The sequence below is a fragment of the Anabaena sp. UHCC 0451 genome (assembly GCF_034931405.1).
Lineage (GTDB): Bacteria > Cyanobacteriota > Cyanobacteriia > Cyanobacteriales > Nostocaceae > RDYJ01.
Window position 1 is genome coordinate 32,164 of the sequence record NZ_JAYGHA010000012.1, and the last position, 19,926, is coordinate 52,089.

General features: G+C 36.5%; 23 protein-coding genes. 11 read left to right on the forward strand and 12 right to left on the reverse strand.

Translation table 11 applies throughout. The features are described from left to right. Positions 1-35: 35 nt before the first annotated feature. The 3 genes from VB694_RS10085 to VB694_RS10095 all read right to left on the reverse strand — a co-directional run bounded on the left by VB694_RS10085 (position 36) and on the right by VB694_RS10095 (position 3,769). Positions 36-1,253, reverse strand: coding sequence for a M20 family metallopeptidase (locus tag VB694_RS10085; RefSeq protein WP_323360185.1), 1,218 nt, complete (start codon positions 1,251-1,253; stop codon positions 36-38). 66 nt (positions 1,254-1,319) lie between these two features. Continuing rightward, positions 1,320-2,000, reverse strand: coding sequence for a dethiobiotin synthase (bioD, locus tag VB694_RS10090; RefSeq protein ID WP_323360186.1), 681 nt, complete (start codon positions 1,998-2,000; stop codon positions 1,320-1,322). Between the two features lie 77 nt (positions 2,001-2,077). Beyond that, positions 2,078-3,769 (reverse strand): serine/threonine-protein kinase, encoded by a 1,692-nt coding sequence (locus VB694_RS10095; protein ID WP_323360187.1) that lies wholly within the window; start codon positions 3,767-3,769, stop codon positions 2,078-2,080. Between the two features lie 542 nt (positions 3,770-4,311). Between VB694_RS10095 and VB694_RS10100 the strand changes: the two genes are divergently transcribed. From VB694_RS10100 to VB694_RS10125, 6 genes are all read left to right on the forward strand, one after another. Continuing rightward, on the forward strand, positions 4,312-5,328 hold the full coding sequence (locus VB694_RS10100) for a ribose-phosphate pyrophosphokinase (protein WP_323360188.1): 1,017 nt from the start codon (positions 4,312-4,314) through the stop codon (positions 5,326-5,328). Positions 5,329-5,668: 340 nt separating this feature from the next. Next, positions 5,669-5,905, forward strand: a complete 237-nt coding sequence (locus VB694_RS10105; protein WP_323360189.1) for a hypothetical protein — start codon at positions 5,669-5,671, stop codon at positions 5,903-5,905. 2 nt (positions 5,906-5,907) lie between these two features. Continuing rightward, positions 5,908-6,312, forward strand: a complete 405-nt coding sequence (locus VB694_RS10110) for a nuclease (RefSeq protein ID WP_323360190.1) — start codon at positions 5,908-5,910, stop codon at positions 6,310-6,312. A 134-nt stretch (positions 6,313-6,446) separates the two neighbouring features. Further along, positions 6,447-6,758, forward strand: coding sequence for a helix-turn-helix domain-containing protein (locus VB694_RS10115; RefSeq protein WP_323360191.1), 312 nt, complete (start codon positions 6,447-6,449; stop codon positions 6,756-6,758). 112 nt (positions 6,759-6,870) lie between these two features. Then, positions 6,871-7,137, forward strand: a complete 267-nt coding sequence (locus VB694_RS10120) for a ribbon-helix-helix domain-containing protein (protein ID WP_027401608.1) — start codon at positions 6,871-6,873, stop codon at positions 7,135-7,137. Next, positions 7,134-7,433 (forward strand): type II toxin-antitoxin system RelE/ParE family toxin, encoded by a 300-nt coding sequence (locus VB694_RS10125; RefSeq protein ID WP_323360192.1) that lies wholly within the window; start codon positions 7,134-7,136, stop codon positions 7,431-7,433. The genes VB694_RS10120 and VB694_RS10125 overlap by 4 nt, the downstream gene beginning before the upstream one ends. Positions 7,434-7,796: 363 nt before the next feature. On the opposite strand, the gene VB694_RS10130 is transcribed toward VB694_RS10125, so the two are convergent. Then, the gene (locus tag VB694_RS10130; protein ID WP_323360193.1) at positions 7,797-8,084 is read right to left on the reverse strand and encodes a PIN domain-containing protein; all 288 of its coding nucleotides are present in this window, start codon (positions 8,082-8,084) and stop codon (positions 7,797-7,799) included. A 106-nt stretch (positions 8,085-8,190) separates the two neighbouring features. Continuing rightward, positions 8,191-8,403 (reverse strand): type II toxin-antitoxin system VapB family antitoxin, encoded by a 213-nt coding sequence (locus VB694_RS10135; protein WP_323360194.1) that lies wholly within the window; start codon positions 8,401-8,403, stop codon positions 8,191-8,193. A 122-nt stretch (positions 8,404-8,525) separates the two neighbouring features. Here VB694_RS10135 and VB694_RS10140 point away from each other — a divergent pair, with 122 nt between their 5' ends. Then, positions 8,526-8,750: a hypothetical protein gene (locus tag VB694_RS10140; protein WP_323360195.1), complete on the forward strand. Its 225-nt coding sequence runs from the start codon at positions 8,526-8,528 to the stop codon at positions 8,748-8,750. A 47-nt stretch (positions 8,751-8,797) separates the two neighbouring features. Here the strand turns inward: VB694_RS10140 and VB694_RS10145 are convergent, their stop codons facing one another. The 4 genes from VB694_RS10145 to VB694_RS10160 all read right to left on the reverse strand — a co-directional run bounded on the left by VB694_RS10145 (position 8,798) and on the right by VB694_RS10160 (position 10,345). Further along, the gene (locus VB694_RS10145; protein ID WP_323360196.1) at positions 8,798-9,250 is read right to left on the reverse strand and encodes an HNH endonuclease; all 453 of its coding nucleotides are present in this window, start codon (positions 9,248-9,250) and stop codon (positions 8,798-8,800) included. Then, entirely contained in the window at positions 9,247-9,486 is a 240-nt protein-coding gene (locus VB694_RS10150; RefSeq protein WP_026103943.1) for a hypothetical protein, read from the reverse strand. The genes VB694_RS10145 and VB694_RS10150 overlap by 4 nt, the downstream gene beginning before the upstream one ends. 158 nt (positions 9,487-9,644) lie before the next feature. Continuing rightward, the gene (locus tag VB694_RS10155) at positions 9,645-10,049 is read right to left on the reverse strand and encodes a toxin-antitoxin system TumE family protein (protein WP_323360197.1); all 405 of its coding nucleotides are present in this window, start codon (positions 10,047-10,049) and stop codon (positions 9,645-9,647) included. Then, positions 10,046-10,345, reverse strand: a complete 300-nt coding sequence (locus VB694_RS10160) for a hypothetical protein (protein WP_323360198.1) — start codon at positions 10,343-10,345, stop codon at positions 10,046-10,048. Before VB694_RS10160 ends, VB694_RS10155 begins: the two co-directional genes overlap by 4 nt. A 137-nt stretch (positions 10,346-10,482) precedes the next feature. Between VB694_RS10160 and VB694_RS10165 the strand changes: the two genes are divergently transcribed. The 4 genes from VB694_RS10165 (at position 10,483) to VB694_RS10180 (ending at position 14,726) form a co-directional block, all read left to right on the forward strand. Beyond that, positions 10,483-10,737, forward strand: coding sequence for a hypothetical protein (locus tag VB694_RS10165; RefSeq protein WP_323360199.1), 255 nt, complete (start codon positions 10,483-10,485; stop codon positions 10,735-10,737). Next, positions 10,734-11,081, forward strand: a complete 348-nt coding sequence (locus VB694_RS10170) for a type II toxin-antitoxin system RelE/ParE family toxin (protein ID WP_323360200.1) — start codon at positions 10,734-10,736, stop codon at positions 11,079-11,081. Before VB694_RS10165 ends, VB694_RS10170 begins: the two co-directional genes overlap by 4 nt. Positions 11,082-12,093: 1,012 nt before the next feature. Beyond that, a complete protein-coding gene (locus tag VB694_RS10175) occupies positions 12,094-12,600 on the forward strand; it encodes a hypothetical protein (protein ID WP_323360201.1) in 507 nt (168 codons plus the stop codon). 536 nt (positions 12,601-13,136) lie between these two features. Beyond that, entirely contained in the window at positions 13,137-14,726 is a 1,590-nt protein-coding gene (locus tag VB694_RS10180) for a hypothetical protein (RefSeq protein ID WP_323360202.1), read from the forward strand. Positions 14,727-14,820: 94 nt separating this feature from the next. Here VB694_RS10180 and gcvP read toward each other — a convergent pair whose 3' ends face one another. The 3 genes from gcvP to gcvT all read right to left on the reverse strand — a co-directional run bounded on the left by gcvP (position 14,821) and on the right by gcvT (position 19,770). Beyond that, complete coding sequence (gene gcvP / locus VB694_RS10185) at positions 14,821-17,697, reverse strand: aminomethyl-transferring glycine dehydrogenase (protein ID WP_323360203.1); 2,877 nt, start codon at positions 17,695-17,697, stop codon at positions 14,821-14,823. Between the two features lie 360 nt (positions 17,698-18,057). Further along, on the reverse strand, positions 18,058-18,447 hold the full coding sequence (gcvH, locus tag VB694_RS10190; RefSeq protein ID WP_323360204.1) for a glycine cleavage system protein GcvH: 390 nt from the start codon (positions 18,445-18,447) through the stop codon (positions 18,058-18,060). Positions 18,448-18,633: 186 nt separating this feature from the next. Then, entirely contained in the window at positions 18,634-19,770 is a 1,137-nt protein-coding gene (gene gcvT / locus VB694_RS10195) for a glycine cleavage system aminomethyltransferase GcvT (protein ID WP_323360205.1), read from the reverse strand. Positions 19,771-19,926: the final 156 nt, after the last annotated feature.

Genomic DNA, 19,926 nt, shown 5'->3' on the forward strand with positions numbered 1-19,926 from the left:
ACTCCTGACTCCTGACTCCTGACTCCTGACTCCTGTTATATCAAAAATTTTTCTACACATCTAACAAACATTTCTACACCGATAACTAAAGCAGTTTCATCAAAATCAAATCGGGGATGATGATGAGGATAATTTAATTTTTTTGCTGCATTGGCAGAACCTAAAAAGAAATAACAACCAGGAACTTCTTGCAGGAAAAATGACATATCTTCCCCACCCATTGTTTGACATTCTGGGACAATACCCAAGGGTGTTTCTATAACTTCTTGGGCAACAGAACGGACTAATTCCGCTATTTCTGCATCATTAATGACTGGGGGATAAAGATTAATATAATCTAATTCAAAAGTAGCACCATGAATTTGACAAATTCCAGCGATAGTTTGCTCAATTCTTTGTTCAAAGAAACCTACTAAATCAGGATGAAAATATCTCACTGTTCCACCCATTCTAGCAGTATCGGCGATGATATTAACTGCTGTACCTGCGTGTAATTCTCCTACTGTTACTACTGCCGAATCAATGGGATTAACGTTACGTGATACGATAGTTTGTAAGGCGTTAACAATTTGGGCAGCCACTACAATAGAGTCTATGGTTTGTTGAGGTATCGCCCCATGTCCACCTTTACCGAAAATAGTACAACGGAATAATTCTACAGCTGCCATTAATGCACCTGCACGCACTCCCACTGTTCCCAAGGGTAAATTATTCCACAGATGTAAACCGATCATGGCATCAACATCTGGATTTTTCAAGACTCCTGCTGCTATCATCGGTTTTGCACCACCGGGTCCTTCTTCTGCGGGTTGGAAGATGATTTTTACAGTACCGCTGAAGTCTTGACGATGCTGATTAAGGTAGTATGCTGTACCGAGAGCGATCGCTGTATGTCCATCATGTCCACAAGCGTGCATCACTCCATCATGTTGGGAACAATAGGAAACTTCATTTTCCTCTTGTATAGGTAAAGCATCCATATCAGCACGAATTCCTAATACTTTACCATGCTCAGATTTTTCACCTTTGATAATAGCAACAATACCAGTTTCAGCTATACCTGTTTGATGTTCTATTCCCCAACTTTGCAATTTTTGAGAAATAAATTCAGCCGTTAATTTTTCTTGAAAACCTAACTCTGGTTTTTGATGTATGTGTCTTCTCCATTCTATTAATTGCGGTTGTAAAGCGCGAATTTGCAACCGGACATTAGCAAAATTTTCCGTAGCAGAATTTGGAATTGTAGAAATCATAATTGGTAATTGGTAATTGGTAATTGGTTAGTTATTATTATCCCCCTTTTCCCTGTTCCCTGTTCCCTATAAAGATAATATTTCCCAGTCTAAATTAGATCCAACTTCGGCTAGTTGTTCTAAGTTATGGGGTTCTTCTAAATAAGGTAAACAACCTAAAACGGGGATGTGAGTAAATGATTGAATTAACTCCGGTGGTGTTAAATCGGCTATTTCTTCATCAAACCGGGGTTGTGTACAATTCAGAACAATTCCTAGCAAATTTACCTTCGCTTGTCTTGCTAATGCTACATTAGCCACAGCTTGAGCGATCGCACCTAATCTTACAGGCACAACTAAAACCGTTGGTAAACGCCATTCACTCGCTAAATCTGCTACTGTAAATTCATCAGTAACCGGTGAACCTAAGCCTCCCAAAGATTCCACCAACAAAAAATCACGCCGCTGTTGCAACTTCAATAAAGTCTGCCAAACTAAACCTAAATCTATAGTGCGATTTTCCTTAGCCGCAGCAATTGGTGGTGCTAGAGGTGCTTTAAAATACAAAGGTGTAGTTTCTTCAGGGGACTGATCTAGTGTAAAAAGACTCTGGTAAAGTTCCCTATCACCCTCCCCAGATTGAATCGGTTTCATAATCCCCAAGCTGCTTTGAGGGTGATATTTTTGCCAATAGGCGGCTAGGGCTGTTGTCAAAAAAGTTTTACCAGCCCCGGTATCAGTTCCTGTAATGAGTAGTGTGTTTAACAATTTGCTTACGAATAATTACAGTGGATTGAGAAAAATTAGCCCAGCAATTTTCAGACTGGGCTATCTTTAATTTAGCGTTAATTATTGGGAGTGATTTCTGGTATTGGTATTGTTTCCGGTCTTTGATTATTTTCTGACGAGTCTGTATCTGTAATAGGTGTTTCTGTAGGAGTGGGAGTTTCCGTAGGAGTGGGAGTTTCCGTAGGAGTGGGAGTTTCCGTAGGAGTGGGAGTTTCTGTAGGAGTGGGAGTTTCTGTGGGTGTAGGTTCAACTGGATTTTCTACAGCCACACTCAAACTATAATCACTTTCAGCTACACCCTGGGATAAACTTAATTGAATAATGTATTCACCACTATTCGATAATAACCCTTGATATGAAGTTACTTGCTCAGAACCATAACCAATAGGTTGATTATCAGATGTTAATACAGTTAGCAAAACTCCACTACCTTTATTAACAGCTAAAGTTAACTTCTGTCCAACATCACCTTCAAAATTGTATTGAATTATTTCATTAGCCTTAAGAGTACCATCTAATTGGGCTGTGTTGGATGTACCTAATCTCAAACGTTTTTTATAGACAATAGGTTCAATATTAGTAGGTGTAGGTGTCGGGATAAATGTCAAATCTGGTGTAGATGTACCACCAGGAATAACTGGAGAAGGAAAAGTTTGAGGTGTGGTTGCTTGTTCTGGTGATTGTTTTGATTGATTGCGAAGAGAATTCACCACCGCCCAAGAACCAAATCCGGCTAAGATCACCACAGCACTACCGATCGCACCAATGGCCAGCGGGTTGTCTAAAATAGAACTACTTGACGGTGGTGTAATTACAGGGCGAGGACTGTGAGGTTTTGGTGGTAAAGGATCAGGACGACGACCAACAGCAATGGTTGGCACATAAGAGACATGAGATTGAGGAATCTGAGGCTGGTCTAGAGCTTCTAAAGCTAAAAATACTTCCTTGGTACTTTGGTAGCGATCGCCCGGCACATAACTTAACATCCGATTTAAAACTTCAGCAAATCGGGGATTAACTTCTACCCATTGCTGCCAATTCCAAGTCAGTTCAGTTTCATTAAATAGATCGGCTGGTTCTTTTCCAGTCAACAAAACAATTGCTGTTACCGCTAGTGCATACAAATCACTATTAGGATAAGCTTTACCAGACTGCATTTGCTCACTAGGAGAATAGCCCGGTTTACCCACAGTTGTCACTGGCATTTCATTGGGGTTAGATAACCGCGTAGCTAGTTCTTTCACCACCCCAAAGTCAATTAATACAGGTTTTTGATCAAGATCCCGTAAAATCAAATTATCCGGTGAAATATCCCGGTGAATAATTCCCCCTTTGTGAAGATGCTCTAAAACGGGTAACAGAGAGCGCAGTAAGTGTAATACTTCTGTTTCTGTGAAACTTTGACCAATACTTCGGCGTTCATTTAACAGAGTATGGTATGTTTTCCCGGCCACGTAATCCTGGACGAAAAATAAACGTTGGTCTTGAGAAAATTTTTCTCGAAACTTGGGTATTTGCGGATGATTGATTTGATATAAAGTCGCAGCTTCTCGTTCAAATAACTCTTGTGCCTTTTTTCCACCGTAAGCTCCCGGTTCTGAGAGCATTAATTCTTTAATTGCACAAAGTTCATTAAAACGCCTCTGGTCTTCTGCGAGATAGGTTCTACCAAATCCCCCCTGTCCAAGAACGTGAATGATGTGGTAACGATTTTGTAGGACAGTACCAACTGTAATGGGTGGTTGCATGATTCAGATCATCAATTGATTAAGTGTAATAGCAACTGAGCCAGAAGTTAACTAAAGCATAAATGTTTAGTTTATGGAACTATATGCTAAGTCAGTCTGAAAAACCTGCCTCACTTCATTTTTATATTCTGGCTGAAGATAGTACATATAAAAGATTAATTACGTTATAGCTAGTTTAAATGCGACTTTGAATTTAAACGCTTATTGCTAACCTGTAATATAACATACTCTGCTGAGAGGTTGACAAACTCAGCCGCTATGAATGATTGTGTGATGAACCAACTCAATATTGAAAATAAAATCTGTTATGTTATTAATTTGGCGCTAGTATCATAAAATAACTAGCTGTACCCAGAAAGCTTAAACATAGATGCCAGTGTAATCCTCGTTGGTTTTTTCCCAGAAGAACTAGAAAATTAGCAAATGTAAATATATGGAGAAATATTGCAAATTTGTATAGAAATTTCAACAAAACTTACAGATGTGTCGTTTAGTCTATCTATTTTGGTTAAATCTGCTAAATCTCTGATGATAATATCGCCATGAATGCACATCGAGGATCTGCTGTGCTAAGTTCTGCAACTTTAACAGTACCATCAGCCACAACAGGACTGACTGAAAACCATCGTCTGCGGCTGTTTTCTGGTTCTGCCAATTTACAACTGTCCCAAGAAGTCGCTCGTTATCTAGGGATGGACTTGGGTCCAATGATTCGTAAAAGATTTGCGGATGGAGAACTCTATGTTCAAATCCAAGAATCAATTCGGGGTTGTGATGTCTATTTGGTTCAACCAACTTGTCAACCCGTTAACGACCACTTGATGGAATTACTGATCATGATTGATGCCTGTCGTCGGGCTTCTGCACGACAGATTACCGCAGTAATTCCTTATTATGGTTATGCTCGCGCTGATCGCAAAACAGCCGGACGAGAATCAATTACTGCCAAACTGGTTGCTAACCTGATTACTCAAGCAGGTGCTGGCCGCATTCTCGCAATGGACTTGCACGCCGCGCAAATACAGGGTTATTTCGATATCCCCTTTGATCATGTTTACGGTTCGCCAGTGTTGCTGGATTATTTAGTAAGTAAACAGCTACAGGATATTGTAGTTGTTTCCCCGGATGTCGGTGGTGTCGCCCGAGCCAGAGCATTTGCGAAAAAGCTCAATGATGCACCTCTGGCAATTATTGACAAACGTCGTCAAGCTCATAATGTCGCTGAAGTGTTGAACGTCATCGGTGATGTTAAAGGCAAAACGGCGGTGTTGGTGGATGACATGATTGATACAGGTGGTACAATTACCGAAGGCGCTAAGTTACTGCGTCAAGAGGGTGCAAGTCAGGTATACGCCTGTGCTACCCATGCGGTATTTTCACCACCTGCGATTGAACGTTTATCAAGTGGCTTATTTGAGGAAGTCATAGTCACTAACACCATTCCCATTCCTGAAAGTGATCACTTTCCTCAATTAGTAGTGCGTTCAGTTGCTAATCTGCTAGGAGAAGCAATTTGGCGGATTCACGAAGATAGTTCGCTCAGTAGTTTATTCCGTTAATCGACAAAAAACTCTCATCCCCAAGGATGAATAATCAAATTAAATTATGAAGGATGAAACTTTTCGTTCTTCATTTTTTATTTGCAGCTAAAGTTTCTCATTCTGTTCTGAATTAGATTTTAACAATTTCGGTCTATGCAGGGGTAATTGGTATAATTGTTACGTTATGGACGATAAGTGTCTGTTTAAAGAGTAGTTTATGGAGGTATATCGGCAGAAGTGTTGAATGTTAAGAAAAGCCTGATAAAAATAGCCCAAAATATTTTAAATTTTGGGCGAATGATTAAAATATTTTGATTAACCATGATCATAAACTCATTTCCCAAGATTGTAAAAATCAATGATTTCAGAACAAGAACTATTAACAAAGTGGCGATCTTTACCCCAGGATAAACAACAGGAAGTCTTGAAATTTGTGGAATTTATGCAATTGAAAACCACTGCAAAAAAACCGCCTTTGGGGGAACGTTTACGACAAATTTGCTCTAAAATTGTTGCATCTGGTAAACCATTATTAAATGCAGATGAAATAGAAAAAGAATTAGCAGATCGTAGAGGTGGAATACAAGGTAGTTAAGAATGATTATAACTTATATTGATTCGGGTGTGTTACTGAGTGCAACCAATGGTACTGGTTTAATTGCAGAAAAAGCATTAGAAATACCATCAGACTCACAACGGGTATTTGCTGCTAGTGAGTTTGTCAGATTAGAAGTAAGTCCTAAAGCAGTTTATCATCAGCAAACGGAAGAATATCAATTTTATGAAGAGTTTTTTAATGATGTTATTTACTGGGCAAATGATTTAAATTATATTGTACAAGAGGCTTATAAAATTGCTTCTCACTATGGATTAGCTGCTATGGATGCACTTCATGTAGCTGCTGCTTTTTCTGTTGCTGCTGAGGAGTTAATTACTACTGAGAAAAAAACAAAACCTATGCACAAAGTAGTTGGTATTAAAGTAATTTCTATTTTCGATTAAGATGTTTTTTGTCTGACAATGATAATTTCAACATCCCACCAATAACCTAAACCAATAGTTGCACTAAAATCAACATTATGAGTTAAAATATTAACTATAAACATTGACTAAAATACAAGGTTATGGCGATGCTTATGAGTCAAATAACATTACCAGAAGTTCTCACAATTGATGAAGTTGCCGAATATTTGCGTCTACCTCAAGAAGCGGTAATTCGTCAAACATTACTGGGGAATATTCCCGGACAAAAAATAGAGAATAACTGGAGATTTTTAAAAGTTGCAATTGATGAATGGTTAAGTTCTCAATCTCACCGATCTATTTTAATTCAACAAGCTGGTGCTTTTGCTGATGATGATTCATTAGCTGATTTAAGAGCCTCTATTTATGAAGCAAGAGGAAGATCAGAAGTTGATGAGGATGAAGAGATTTACAGGATGTTATAATATTGATAAACTTTCACCAAAATATACAGTTATGGCGATCGCTATTTCCTAGAGTCTAAAATTAGATTACAATAGTTTGTATATACCTAGCAAAAATTGACTATAACTCACTATGACTATCAATCTAACACCAAAACAAGAAGACTTTATTCAAACAAAACTGCAAACAGGAAAATACCAATCTGTAGAACAACTGATGGAAATTGCTTTCCATTTACTAGATGAGTATGATCGGAATGAGACAGAATGGGTTAAGAAAGTGCGAGAAAAAATTGATGCAGCAATTTCCATTTCTGAACACACACCACCTATTGATGGAGAAACATTTGTTAATCAAATTTTAGATCGTTTCCAGCAACAAAGACAGGTGCAAAAATGAATCGTTATGTTATTAATATTCTCGCTAGTTATGACCTGAATGAAATTGCTGAATACTTCTCACAAAAAAACTTAGAAGCAGGTGAAAAATTTTTTCAGGAGTTTAACCGCAAATGTAAACAATTAGTTTCCTTTCCCAATAGTGGTAAAAGCTACTCAGAAATCAACCCTGATTTACGCGGATTATCCCTTGAAGGATATATAATTTTTTATCGAGTATTGGATGATGGAATTGAAATTTTACGAATAGTACGTGGTCGTCGTGATCTTTCATCTATGTTTGATGATTCTCAATAAAATTAACAGGTATCACTGTCATAATATCTTTTTTGTCAGAATCAGGATAACCAGGACACCCTTCGGGAAGTCAAAAAATTCTTGATTTTAATAAGGATTTTCAGGATATGGTTGTTTGATTGTCTATGAAATATAGAGATTTTGGGATGATAGATAAGTTATCAGTTAAATTATCCGCTGTTACTTCTTGACTATTACTATAACTGGATTTTATAATCTTCAAATCTTCACAGACAATTCATCAATAACAATCCTGTACATACTAAAATCCTGGACATCCTGATTCAGACAATTACAATTTCAGCATCCCACCAACAACTTACAAATAACAATCCTGTACCTCTTTTAATTTGGTGCTAATTATTAATTTCCAGAAGATGGAAAACGCAAACATAACATAGGTCTTACTTGTTGAATAGTTTCAAAATCACGATCATTATGAATTAGGGTTAGTTGGTTTTCTATTGCTATTTGGGCAATACAACAATCTATACTACTTCTAACAGTTAACCCTTGTCTTTGTAAATCATAATAAATTCGTGCTGCAAACACCCAAGTATTATCAGTTGCTTCAATATAGTCTTGTTCTTGCAGGTAGGTTTGCAATAACATCCACTCTCTTTCATCTCGACAACTTTGTAATAATTCCATTTGGGTAAATCAAGTGAGAAAGACATTTTCATCTTTGATAATTGTCTGGAGGTTTTAACGTGCAACTCCTGTTTTATCGCGTAAAACATTTATCCAAACGGAAGTATCAATCAGAAACATTTCGATTTTCTCGCAATGCTTTGTAATCGTAGTCAGGAGTAAATTGAATTTGTCCACTTAAATCAAGTAAATTCCGTTTTTTACGAACGCAGATTAGTTCTTGTAATGCTAGATGAATTAATTCTTTTTTGGTTCGCACGTTAGTTAAACGAAATGCTTCTTCTACTAATCCGTCGTCAAGTTCAATATTGGTTCGCATGATATTTAGGTGGATTATGTGTATAGATATGTGTATTATAAACCATATTTAATCAAATACATGATATTATATTATTAATCATTGAAAGAATAATTATAGACAAAAATAAAGGAGAAAAATTAATGATACAAAGTTTAAGAGTAAGATCGCGTATTGGTAAAGATGGACTTTTACAAATTCAGTTACCACAGGCTAAAGAAGGAACTGAACTTGATATTATTGTTGTTTATGAATTAACATCACTACCGGAACAAACACCAATAGAAGAAACTATGAAATTAAGTGATTTTTATGGATGTATTCAAGATGAAACATTTATCAGACATCCACAATGTATTATGCACTGATGCAAAGTTTAAGTTGCAAAAAGCTATTGTGAAAGTGTTGAGTTTTCTCAGCTTTGTCGCGGGTCTTCATCTGGTGGATGCCAACCACCTTTTATCCAAAAACGACGCGCTTTGATAATAGAACCTTCATTATGCCTTTCATCATTGAGGTCTAAGCGATTACAAGTAGCCCTTCCTGTAGCAGTAATACCAATAATTTTTAAACCATCTGCTGACCAAATAAAATGGTCAGACCATTTCTGTTTTCGAGGATTGAATATGGGAATGATATCTCCAGTTTCTGGATCGATACCAGTTGTGACATTATAGCGATATCCGTTACAACGTTGACAAGCTAAAGCTAAATTTTCAGGGTCATTTGATGAACCAGGAATAGACTGGGGGATAATATGATCAATAGCAAATAACGCTGCACTTGCTTCTTCTAAAGAATGACAGTATTCACAAGGAAATTTTGCTCTTTCTCTGACTAATTTTTTGGTTGTCTCGTTAACTGTCATGATTCAGCAATTATTTTTGCATTCAATAAAGTAAAAATCCTGTCCAGTTCTAATATTCCTGCTAGTTCAGCTTCTTCTGTTGTAGTTAACATTCCTGCTTTATTTTTATCAGCAAGTTCTTCTAACCTAGATTGTAATTCTGGAGTGAATTTAAACAAGTTCAAATTTCTGACTTTGCTGATTTCAATTCCAGATTCTATCCAGTATGAGGGTTGAATCATTACTTGAGTCATCATAGAATTATTTTAATAATTTTGATAACTTTTATATTATAACATAGTCAACAATAAAAATATGGATAATTTAAAATATTTTTTGTCAGAATCAGATATTTTCATTATGTTGGGTTACGTTCCTTAATTTAAGCTAGAAGATGAGCGATTACTAGGTCGCACTAACTTAATTGAGACTTTATATGTTTAGAAACTTGTTTTAAAATTTCTTCAATATCAACAGGTAAATATGGAAAAACAGAATCTTCAGAACCATCATGTAGATGATGAGGATAGGTTGCAATTTCAGGATGATGAGGTGCGTTGTCCCAACGTTTTATTAGTTCTCTATTTTCAGTTTGCCAATGGAAACTATATTTAATTATTTCTACTTGTCCTGATGCTATTTTAAAAAATTCAAACATTTCTAAAAAGCTACCATTTTTTAATGTCAAACGATAACGCCATAGTCCTTTATCAGTTTGTGCTTCTTCTCGAAGAATAGTTAAATTTACGACTTCTGGACAAAGTGCAATTACAGATTTTATCCATGCCAAATAGTCATCGGCATTTTTAACATTTTTCATAAAGCTTGTTCTAATTTATGGATTTTTTGTAAAATATCTTTGCGGAGTTCGCATAAGCCAAACCACTCAAAATAATCCATTTCATCCCCTAAACTTCCTGAGTTAAATTGTTCTACAAATTGTTCAGATGTGAGTTGATATTTTTTCTCAAATTGTTCTAAATCAGAGTTGTAGATAGCTAATTTTTGACTATGACGGGTTAAGATTACATTTAAAAGTTGTCCAATAATTCGTTCTAATTCTGTGTTATCGCTACAGTTTTCACTCAGCAATTCTAATTTTTCTAATGTATTCATAATTTTAAATTGCATGAAGTTGATTAGCTTTGCATATTTTAGCACATTTTATATTTTTTGTCTGAATCAGGATAACCAGGATTAAAGGATGTACAGGATGTTATAATATTTATAAACTTTCACCAAAATATACAGTTATGGCGATCGCTATTTCCCTAACTCCAGAACTAGAAGCAAGACTACGTGAAAAAGCAACCCAACAAGGAAAAGATATCAGTTTAGTTGCGGCTGAATTATTGAAAAATATCCTAGACTGGGAATTAGAAGATTCACAAGCAGCTATTCAAGGTATTCAGCAAGGATTAGATGATTTTGAAGCAGGTCGCTTTCGGTCTTTTGATGATTTTGCCGAAGAACAACGTCGTAAATATAACCTGCCCCGTGAAGTATGAAATACTATATTGATATCTCTAGTGTAGCAGAAGTGGAGGCTGATAAAGCATTTTTACAAATGTCTCAAATAACTTCTCCTGAAAATGCAAGTCAGTGGTATGCAGGGTTACTACGACTAATTGAATCTTTATCAAAAATGCCAAAACGATGTTCTTTAGCTAGAGAAAATGATTATTTTAGTCAAGAAATGCGGCAGATAATTTATAGAAAAGGACGCAACGCATACAGGATAATTTTCACAATTATAGAAGGAGAAGAAATTTCTACAGTTCGTGTTCTTCATATTCGTCATGCAGCACAGCAGACTATAGGTGAAGTTCCTGATGAATTTGAACAAGAATAATATCGCATTTTTGATGAGATATTTTCTGAATCAGGATACCCAGGACACCCTTCGGGAAGTCAAAAGTCAAAAGTCAAAAAATTCTTGATTTTAATAAGGATTTACAGGATGTGGTTGTTTGATTGTCTATAAAATATACAGATTTTGGGATGATAGATAAGTTATCAGTTAAATTATTCGCTGTTATTTCTTGACTATTACTGTAACTGGATTTTATAATCTTCAAATCTTCACAGACAATTTATCAATAACAATCTGTCTGATAGCGTAGCGTGGCGCAAGCCATATCAGGATAACCAGGATTGGAGGATTTTCAGGATGTTGTTGTTTGATTGTCTATAAAATATAGAGATTTTGGGATGATAGATAAGTTATCAGTTAAATTATCCGCTGTTAATTCTTGACTATTACTGTAACTGTATTTTATAATCTTCAAATCTTCACAGACATTTTATCAATAACAATCCTGTACATCCTCAAATCCTGGACATCCTGATTCAGACAATTACAATTTCAGCATCCCACCAATAACTTACAAATCACAATCCTGTAAATCCTAAAATCCTGGACATCCTGATTCTGACAAAAAATATGAATCAGATATTTTTATTATGTTGGGTTGTGTTCCTTAATCTAAGCTAGAAGATGAGCGATCGCACTAGGAATTGATTCCAATAAAACATAGTATGAGTAGTATGAGCAGAGTAATGTAGCTATCTGTGTGTTGTAGTTCAATAGTTTTAATTACTACATAGTGATTGAGTTAAATTTATTCGTTCAGGGTATAACTTACGCAAAATGACAAGATACTGAACCATAAAAAACACGAAATAATCACGATTTAAGACAGTTTTTACTAAAAAATGACCTAGATTATATCTCGAAAATTTTAGCATTTCAGGCTTTTAAAGGTAAAAATGCTGATAATTCCTGTAAAAATCTATAGACATAATGAACTAAATTATGGTAAAAAGGGAGACTAGATAATCTTAGTTAAAGTTTTGGAGTTTATATGATGTCGAGTGATCGCCTGGGTCAAGTTGAGAACCTTCTGAGCCGTTATCGTAAACAGTTGTCAGGCAAGGAATTAGCATTAACAACAACCCCCGATGAAGACAAGGAGAGAATTAAGCAGCAGATCATCGACTTGAAAGCACAGATCCTCCCGTATGAGCAAGAATACTGGGAACTGATATCACAGCAATCAGAATCTATTGAAATTTCAGAACAACAAGCAGAGGTTGTAGTTGCAGAAATTGTGAACCAAGTAGGTAAAATCGAGGTAAGCTCATCTAGCTATCCTGATGAAGTCCTTAATCTTTTAAAGGAAATTCGAGATAAACTGAATCAGCCAGGTAAGTCAGCAGCAGCAAAGCTTAAAGGAGTAATTTCTTCAATACCTCCTTTTGTGGGAATTTCTTACGAAGCAGAGTTAGATACAGAAGATTTCTTGCGTAAAAATTTCCCAACTTTTATTAAATTAATGCCAGGAATCATTAAAAAAAAACAACTTTCTTAAATTACAGTGAGGAACAATTCAGCAATTTAAGTACCTCTTCTAGGTTCAAGATAGAAGTAACAAAAGATTTTAGAGATTTTCTTGAGAATACTGGAATAAAGTTTGCACATCGAAGTCGTGAATCTATTTCTCTTAATGATTTATTTGTCTTTCCTAAATTAAAAGTCATAAAGGAATCATTAGAAACATTACCATCAACTATTTTAGGTGAAAATCTATTAAAAGATGATAGCCGTATCCTTATTTTAGGAGATGAGCAATCTGGCAAAACTTCTCTTGCAAAAAAAATATTTCAAGATGCTCTTTCTAGCGGATTCTTACCTTTACTTCTTAATGGGGCAACCATAAAAAATTCTAATATTAAGGAACTAATTCCAAAGCTAGTTTCAGATATATATCAATCGCTGTCTGCGGAAGAATTCCTTCAAAGAGATAATCTTCTCTGTATTGTCGATGATATATCAGCAAGTACAATTAATAAGAGAGGAAAAAGTAAACTGATAGCAAATCTTAATTCGATTTTTCCTCGTACTATTTTGATTGCAGAGGACTCATTTAGATTTGTTTTACCTGATTTTCCTGAACTTGATGATTATAAGAAGTTGGAAATTCTACCTTTCGGTAATGTCCATCTTGGCGAACTAATTAATAAATGGGTTGCACTAGAATTAACTGAAGAAGTAGATGATCAGCAAGTTTGGGCAAAAAAAGATGAATTGCGGCTTCATGTGGACTCACTTGTACGAAAAAATATAGTCCCTGCAAAACCATTTCATATATTGATGCTTCTTCAGTCTTTCGAGACAATGACTACACAAAGACTTGAACTTACTGCTTACGGACACTGTTATCAGTATCTAATCTATCAAGCTCTAGAGAGTGTTCATGTAAAACAATCCGACATTGAAAAATACCTCAATGTTTTATCAGAACTTGGGGGAGCAATTTTAGAATCTCGATCCGAAAGTCTTAATGATTCAGAGTTGCAGCTATTCTTTAAAGAATACTCAAATAAATTTCTTCCAGTAGATCAAGAAAAAATAATTACTGATTTAGTCAATTCATTTATTTTACAACGATCAGAAACTGGTCTAAAGTTTCGTTACCGTTATCTATTTTACTTCTTTGCTGCAAAAAAATTGGCTGATACTCTTCACCGAGGAGAGGAAGCTAAAAGGAAAATACAAAATCTAGTCAATAAAATTCATCTCGAAAAGGCATCGAACATAGTTCTGTTTCTTACGCATCATTCCAAAGATCCGTGGATTCTTGATGAAATCCTAATTTCTGTCATGGATATTTTTTCTGATGAGTCAGAAGTAACATTAGAAGCAGGTTCTTTATCTTTTCTTCAAGATTTTGTTAAAGAAATACCTGACCTTGTTTTAGAGAATCGTGATGCAAGGCAAGAACGATTAAAAAATGATAATCAGAAAGATATTATTGATCAACAGGAAGATGATAATAGCCTTATAGAAGATGATGAAAATTTAGAAAACTTCATGGTAAAAGTGAACAAAGTATTTCGCGCAATTGAAGTCTGTGGACAAATTTTAAGAAATCGACTTGGATCACTAGAGAGAAATGTTCTAGAGTCAATTTATGAAGAATCACTTTCTGTTTCACTAAGATTTCTTAATGTCTTTCTAAGATTTTCGGAATGCGTGCGAGAAGAGTCAATTAGAAAAATTAAAAAGATATCAGAAGAGAATCCAAATCGTCCCAATTCCAAAATTATTCGAGAAATTGAGTCTTTTTACTTAGGGATTAATTACATGGTTATTTTGGCAATGCTTTACAAAATTTCTTTTTCTCTAGGTTCTGACAAGGGTAGAGAAATTTATAGTAAAGTAACCGAAACAAAAAATAATCCTTCATTACGATTGATTCAACAAATTATTGAATTGCAATTTGAAAAAAGATTAGATATTGATAAGATTGAAAAATTACACTTAGAATTCTCCAAAAATCCTGTTTGTGATCGCTTTTTAAAACAGATTATTTTACGCCATTTATATATGCACGATATAGGTTATAAGGAACGTCAAAAAATAGCAACCAAGCTTAATATTTCGATGCCAGTACAGCGTTCAATTTGTATAGCATCAAAGATAAACCCGAATTAATTTAACTCCTAACTCCTAAGATACACATTTGACAACCTTTAACACTGAAAATCAAAACGGTGCGTTAATGAAATGTAACGCACCTTACAATTAACTAACTATAAGCCTCCATCGGTAAACAAGAACAAACAAAATTCCTATCCCCAAAAGCCGCGTCAATTCTCCCCACACTTGGCCAGAACTTATATTCCTTATTCCAAGGTGCAGGATAAGCAGCTTGTTCACGGGAATAGGGATGATTCCACTCACCAATAATCAAACTTTCCGCAGTGTGAGGGGCATTTTTCAAAACATTATCTTCAATGTCCATCTTACCAGATTCAATTGCCGCAACTTCCTCACGAATCGCAATCAAAGCATCACAAAAACGATCTAATTCCTGTTTAGATTCACTTTCCGTTGGTTCAACCATAATTGTCCCAGCAACAGGCCAAGAAACAGTAGGTGCATGAAAACCATAATCCATTAACCGCTTCGCAACATCATCAATTTCAATCTGCGCTGATTTCTTCAAACTTCGCAAATCTAAAATACATTCATGTGCCACCAAACCATTTTTTCCCTGATACAAAACCGGATAATATGACTCTAATTTCTTAGCGATGTAATTAGCATTCAAAATGGCAATTTTGGTTGCTTCCGTCAACCCATCTGCACCCATCATGATAATATACATCCAAGAAATCACTAGGATACTTGCACTACCCCACGGTGCAGCCGAAACAGCACCCAAATCACCACCCATTCTCACCACAGAATGTCCTGGTAAAAACGGTACAAGGTGGGAAGCGACACCAATGGGACCCATACCGGGACCACCACCACCATGAGGAATACAGAAGGTTTTGTGTAAATTCAAATGACAGACATCTGCACCAATATCACCAGGACGACAAATACCTACTTGGGCATTCATATTAGCGCCGTCCATGTAAACTTGTCCACCGTGACTATGAATTACCGCACAAATTTCTTGAATTGCTTCTTCAAATACCCCATGAGTTGATGGATATGTCACCATTAAAGCTGATAATTCATGACTATGTTTTTCAGCTTTAGCTTTTAAATCCTCAACATCAATATTACCGTGATCATCACAAGCAACTCCCACAACTTTCATTCCACACATTACCGCACTCGCGGGATTTGTTCCATGTGCAGATTGCGGAATTAAACAAATATTTCTGTGTCCTTCTCCGCGACTTTGATGATATTCATGAATTACCAACAGTCCCGCATATTCACCTTGAGACCCTGCATTTGGTTGTAAGGAAATTCCGGCAAAACCTGTAATTTCTCCTAACCATGCTTCTAGTTGTTGGAAGAGAATTTGATAACCTCTGGTTTGGGAAATTGGCGCAAAAGGATGGATTTTACCAAATTCTGCCCAAGTTACCGGAATCATTTCCGAAGTTGCGTTTAACTTCATGGTACAAGAACCCAAGGGAATCATTGAAGTTGTTAATGATAAATCCTTGCTTTCTAGTTGATGTAAATAACGTAATAATTCAGTTTCTGAATGATAACGGTTAAAAACTGGATGGGTGAGATATTTACTTTGACGTGATAATTGAGAATGAGAAACTGGTAATTCTTCAACGGTAAAAGGTAATTGATCTTTCAGCGCGAAAACTTGCCAAAGGTCAATTAAATCTGCTTCTGTCGTAGTTTCATCTAAAGAAATACCCACAGTTGAATTATCAAAAATGCGTAAATTGATATTTCTCTCATTTGCAGCGTCGAGAATTGCTTCTAATTTCGTATTTCCTAATTCTACCCGCAAGGTATCAAAGAAGTTTTCCGAACTGATTTTATAACCTAATTTTTTCAGTCCTGCTGCTAAAGTTGCGGTAAGTTCATGGATATTTTGGGCGATCGCTCTCAGTCCGTCCGGTCCATGATAAACTGCATACATACTCGCCATCACTGCCAATAAAACCTGCGCTGTGCAGATATTACTCGTAGCTTTATCTCTGCGGATATGTTGTTCACGGGTTTGTAAAGCTAGACGGTATGCAGGTTTGCCATGAATATCTTTTGATACCCCCACAATTCGCCCTGGAACAAGTCGTTTATACTCTTCTTTCGTCGCAAAATAAGCAGCGTGTGGTCCCCCAAATCCCAAGGGAATACCGAAGCGTTGGGTGCTACCTACGGCAATATCAGCCCCTAATTCACCGGGAGATGTTAGCAATAATAAGCTCAAAGGATCTGCGGCTACAGTCACCAATGCACCCTGAGCATGAGACTTTGTGATAAAATCGCAGTAGTCGTAAATAGTACCGTCGGTTGCGGGATATTGCAGAACTGCACCAAAGATAGTTTCGGAAAAATCAAAGGTTTGATGATTACCGATAATGATATTTATGCCTAAAGGTTTTGCACGTGTTTGCAATACATCAATGGTTTGGGGATGACATTCACTAGAAACAAAATAGTTATGGGATTTATTTTTGCAGATACCATAACTCATACTCATTGCTTCTGCTGCTGCTGTTGCTTCATCTAATAACGATGCGTTAGCAATTTCTAAACCTGTTAAATCAATAATCATGGTTTGGAAATTTAACAACGCTTCCAAACGTCCTTGGGCAATTTCTGGCTGATAGGGGGTGTATGCTGTATACCAACCGGGGTTTTCTAAGATGTTGCGCTGAATGACTGCGGGGGTAATACAATCATAATAACCCATGCCGATAAATGAGCGATAAACCTGATTTTTATCGGCTATTTGTTTTAATTTTGCTAACGCTGCATATTCGCTTTGTGCTGCTGGTAGTTGTAGGGTTTTGTTAAACTGAATTCCCTGGGGTACGGTTTTATCAATTAAGTCATCTAGGTTACTTAAACCTAAGACTTCCAGCATTTGCTGAATATCATCGGAATTGGGTCCAATGTGTCTTTGTGCAAAGCTGCTGAGTTTTTGACTGGTTTGGGCTAAAATGTGAGGACGTGGGGGATTGGATACCACAAATTTGTCTCCAGATGCTACGGTTTAATATATTGTAATGATTACTTTGATATTTTACGGTTTTTTCTAGGATGTAAATTACTGACTTGTTACTTCAGGTCAGGATTTTTATTATCTATAGATTTGTCAACAAAAATTTAGTTTGCTTAAACGGGAGCATACCAAATGTGTAATAGCAATGACATAATGCGAATTTATTATGCTAGTTCACTGAGTGGTTGTTAATGTTAATTAAATTTAGATTTTAGATGTCTAAAAGTGACTGCATCTACCTGGATTAATTAGTAGTTTCTGGAAATGTAAAGACGTTTCCTCAAACGTCTTTACATTACATTTTAGGAGTTGTAAATGATGAATTAATTACTCACCTTCCACCAAATCGCGGTATTCAACCGCTGTTAATGTATCATCAATCTCACTAAAATCATCAACACGCACCTTAATAAACCATCCTTCACCATAGGAATCATCAGCTATGAGTTCAGGCGCATCAACCATAGCTTCATTGCATTCTACCACTGTTCCACTCACTGGTGATTTGAGTTCTTCAACAGCTTTGACGGATTCAATTCTGCCAAAGGTCTCATCCTTGTTAATAGCATCACCTACCTCTGGCAATTCTAAAAACACGATATCACCTAATTGATCCACCGCAAACTCAGTAATGCCAATAGTCGCTATTTCACCATCTAGTCTGACATACTCATGGGAATCTAGATAACGCAGATCCTGGGGATATTCAAAAGACATAGCACTTCCTCTTCCACGTAAAAAAAATAGTCAGGACTTATGCAACTGGCACATTGGTAGGGTGCGTCAGACTGCATAAATACTGCAAATAAACAGATTGTTGATATCTGACGCACCCTACAACAGATTTTTGGTGTTACAAGAGTAACCCAAAAGACATTATTCCTCAAAAACCTCACAACTTAATCAGTTGCTAACACGATTTTTTGAGCGATAAAAAGGACGCTTCACAACTGTTGCTGGATAAGCTTTACCGCGAATCTCCACTTCTAGCTGTTGTTTAACCTTTGCTAAGGATGTGGGAACATAAGCTAAAGCAATAGGATAACTGAGAGTGGGTGAGAGAGTACCACTAGTGACTTCTCCGACAACTTCACCTGCGGCTAAAACTGGGTAGCCATGACGGGCTATATTCCGTCCTTGAGTTTGCAAACCTATGAGTTTACGCTGCACTCCCTGGGCTTTTTGCTGTTCTAAAACACTACGTCCAATAAAATCTCCTTTGGTATCTAAATGTACTAACCACCCCAAACCAGCTTCTAAGGGTGTAATTGTATCATCAATATCTTGTCCATAAAGTGCCATTGCTGCTTCCAGACGTAGGGTATCTCTACAACCAAGTCCACAAGGAAGGACACCAGCATGATTAAGATGTTGCCATAATTCCAACCCCAGATGGTGATCTACCATGACTTCAAAGCCATCTTCTCCTGTATAACCTGTACGGGCAAGGAATGCTGGTTGATCGAAAATGGTTGTTTCTAAATGCCCAAAAGCTTTGATTGAGCTTAGATTTGCTGTTACCAAAGATTGAAGATAGCTAGTAGCTTTTGGACCTTGAACAGCAATTAAGATTTGATCCCGTGATATGTCTTGAAATTGAACCGTATCTGGGTCAAGATGCTGTAATATCCAAGTTTTATCTTTGTGAGTGGTGGCTGCATTGACGATAATTACCACCTTTTGAATATCAGTAGTATCTGTACCTTGAAAGTAAATAATAATATCGTCAATGATTCCCGCTTGATGATTTAATAATACAGTGTATTGGGCTTGACCTGGATGTAAACGACTCAAATCGGAAGGAACTAATGTATCAAGTTGGGAAATCAGGTTTTTGCCTTGGAGAGTAAATTTACCCATGTGGGAAATATCGAACATCCCGGCTGCATTTCTTACAGCTTGATGTTCATGAGTAATACCGCTATATTGTACCGGCATTTGCCAACCACCAAAGCTGGTAAAGCGGGCTTTGAGTTCTACACCCTGTTTGTATAAAGGGGTTTGCGCTAGAGATTCGGTGATATTTTCGGAATTAGCCACGGTATTTTAGGATTATGCGATCGCACCTCAACTTTATCTATCCTACGGGATGTGTTCTGATTTAAGGGACTTCCAAATAAAAAAAACGACTTGTCGTAGAAGTCGGGGATCTATTCACTTGTACGGTTTAATAGTTAATAGTGGAATTGTTGAGAT

Excerpts from the sequence above, each read along its gene's own strand:
- VB694_RS10120 (WP_027401608.1), top strand. The coding sequence starts at position 6,871 with ATGACTATCAATCTAACACCAAAACAAGAAGACTTTATTCAAACAAAA.
- VB694_RS10155 (WP_323360197.1), bottom strand. The coding sequence starts at position 10,049 with ATGAAAAATGTTAAAAATGCCGATGACTATTTGGCATGGATAAAATCT.
- VB694_RS10115 (WP_323360191.1), top strand. The coding sequence starts at position 6,447 with ATGAGTCAAATAACATTACCAGAAGTTCTCACAATTGATGAAGTTGCC.
- VB694_RS10125 (WP_323360192.1), top strand. The coding sequence starts at position 7,134 with ATGAATCGTTATGTTATTAATATTCTCGCTAGTTATGACCTGAATGAA.
- VB694_RS10160 (WP_323360198.1), bottom strand. The coding sequence starts at position 10,345 with ATGAATACATTAGAAAAATTAGAATTGCTGAGTGAAAACTGTAGCGAT.
- VB694_RS10105 (WP_323360189.1), top strand. The coding sequence starts at position 5,669 with ATGATTTCAGAACAAGAACTATTAACAAAGTGGCGATCTTTACCCCAG.
- VB694_RS10130 (WP_323360193.1), bottom strand. The coding sequence starts at position 8,084 with ATGGAATTATTACAAAGTTGTCGAGATGAAAGAGAGTGGATGTTATTG.
- VB694_RS10085 (WP_323360185.1), bottom strand. The coding sequence starts at position 1,253 with ATGATTTCTACAATTCCAAATTCTGCTACGGAAAATTTTGCTAATGTC.
- VB694_RS10095 (WP_323360187.1), bottom strand. The coding sequence starts at position 3,769 with ATGCAACCACCCATTACAGTTGGTACTGTCCTACAAAATCGTTACCAC.
- VB694_RS10135 (WP_323360194.1), bottom strand. The coding sequence starts at position 8,403 with ATGCGAACCAATATTGAACTTGACGACGGATTAGTAGAAGAAGCATTT.
- VB694_RS10100 (WP_323360188.1), top strand. The coding sequence starts at position 4,312 with ATGAATGCACATCGAGGATCTGCTGTGCTAAGTTCTGCAACTTTAACA.
- VB694_RS10170 (WP_323360200.1), top strand. The coding sequence starts at position 10,734 with ATGAAATACTATATTGATATCTCTAGTGTAGCAGAAGTGGAGGCTGAT.
- VB694_RS10140 (WP_323360195.1), top strand. The coding sequence starts at position 8,526 with ATGATACAAAGTTTAAGAGTAAGATCGCGTATTGGTAAAGATGGACTT.
- gcvH (WP_323360204.1), bottom strand. The coding sequence starts at position 18,447 with ATGTCTTTTGAATATCCCCAGGATCTGCGTTATCTAGATTCCCATGAG.
- VB694_RS10150 (WP_026103943.1), bottom strand. The coding sequence starts at position 9,486 with ATGATGACTCAAGTAATGATTCAACCCTCATACTGGATAGAATCTGGA.
- VB694_RS10165 (WP_323360199.1), top strand. The coding sequence starts at position 10,483 with ATGGCGATCGCTATTTCCCTAACTCCAGAACTAGAAGCAAGACTACGT.
- VB694_RS10145 (WP_323360196.1), bottom strand. The coding sequence starts at position 9,250 with ATGACAGTTAACGAGACAACCAAAAAATTAGTCAGAGAAAGAGCAAAA.
- VB694_RS10110 (WP_323360190.1), top strand. The coding sequence starts at position 5,908 with ATGATTATAACTTATATTGATTCGGGTGTGTTACTGAGTGCAACCAAT.
- VB694_RS10175 (WP_323360201.1), top strand. The coding sequence starts at position 12,094 with ATGATGTCGAGTGATCGCCTGGGTCAAGTTGAGAACCTTCTGAGCCGT.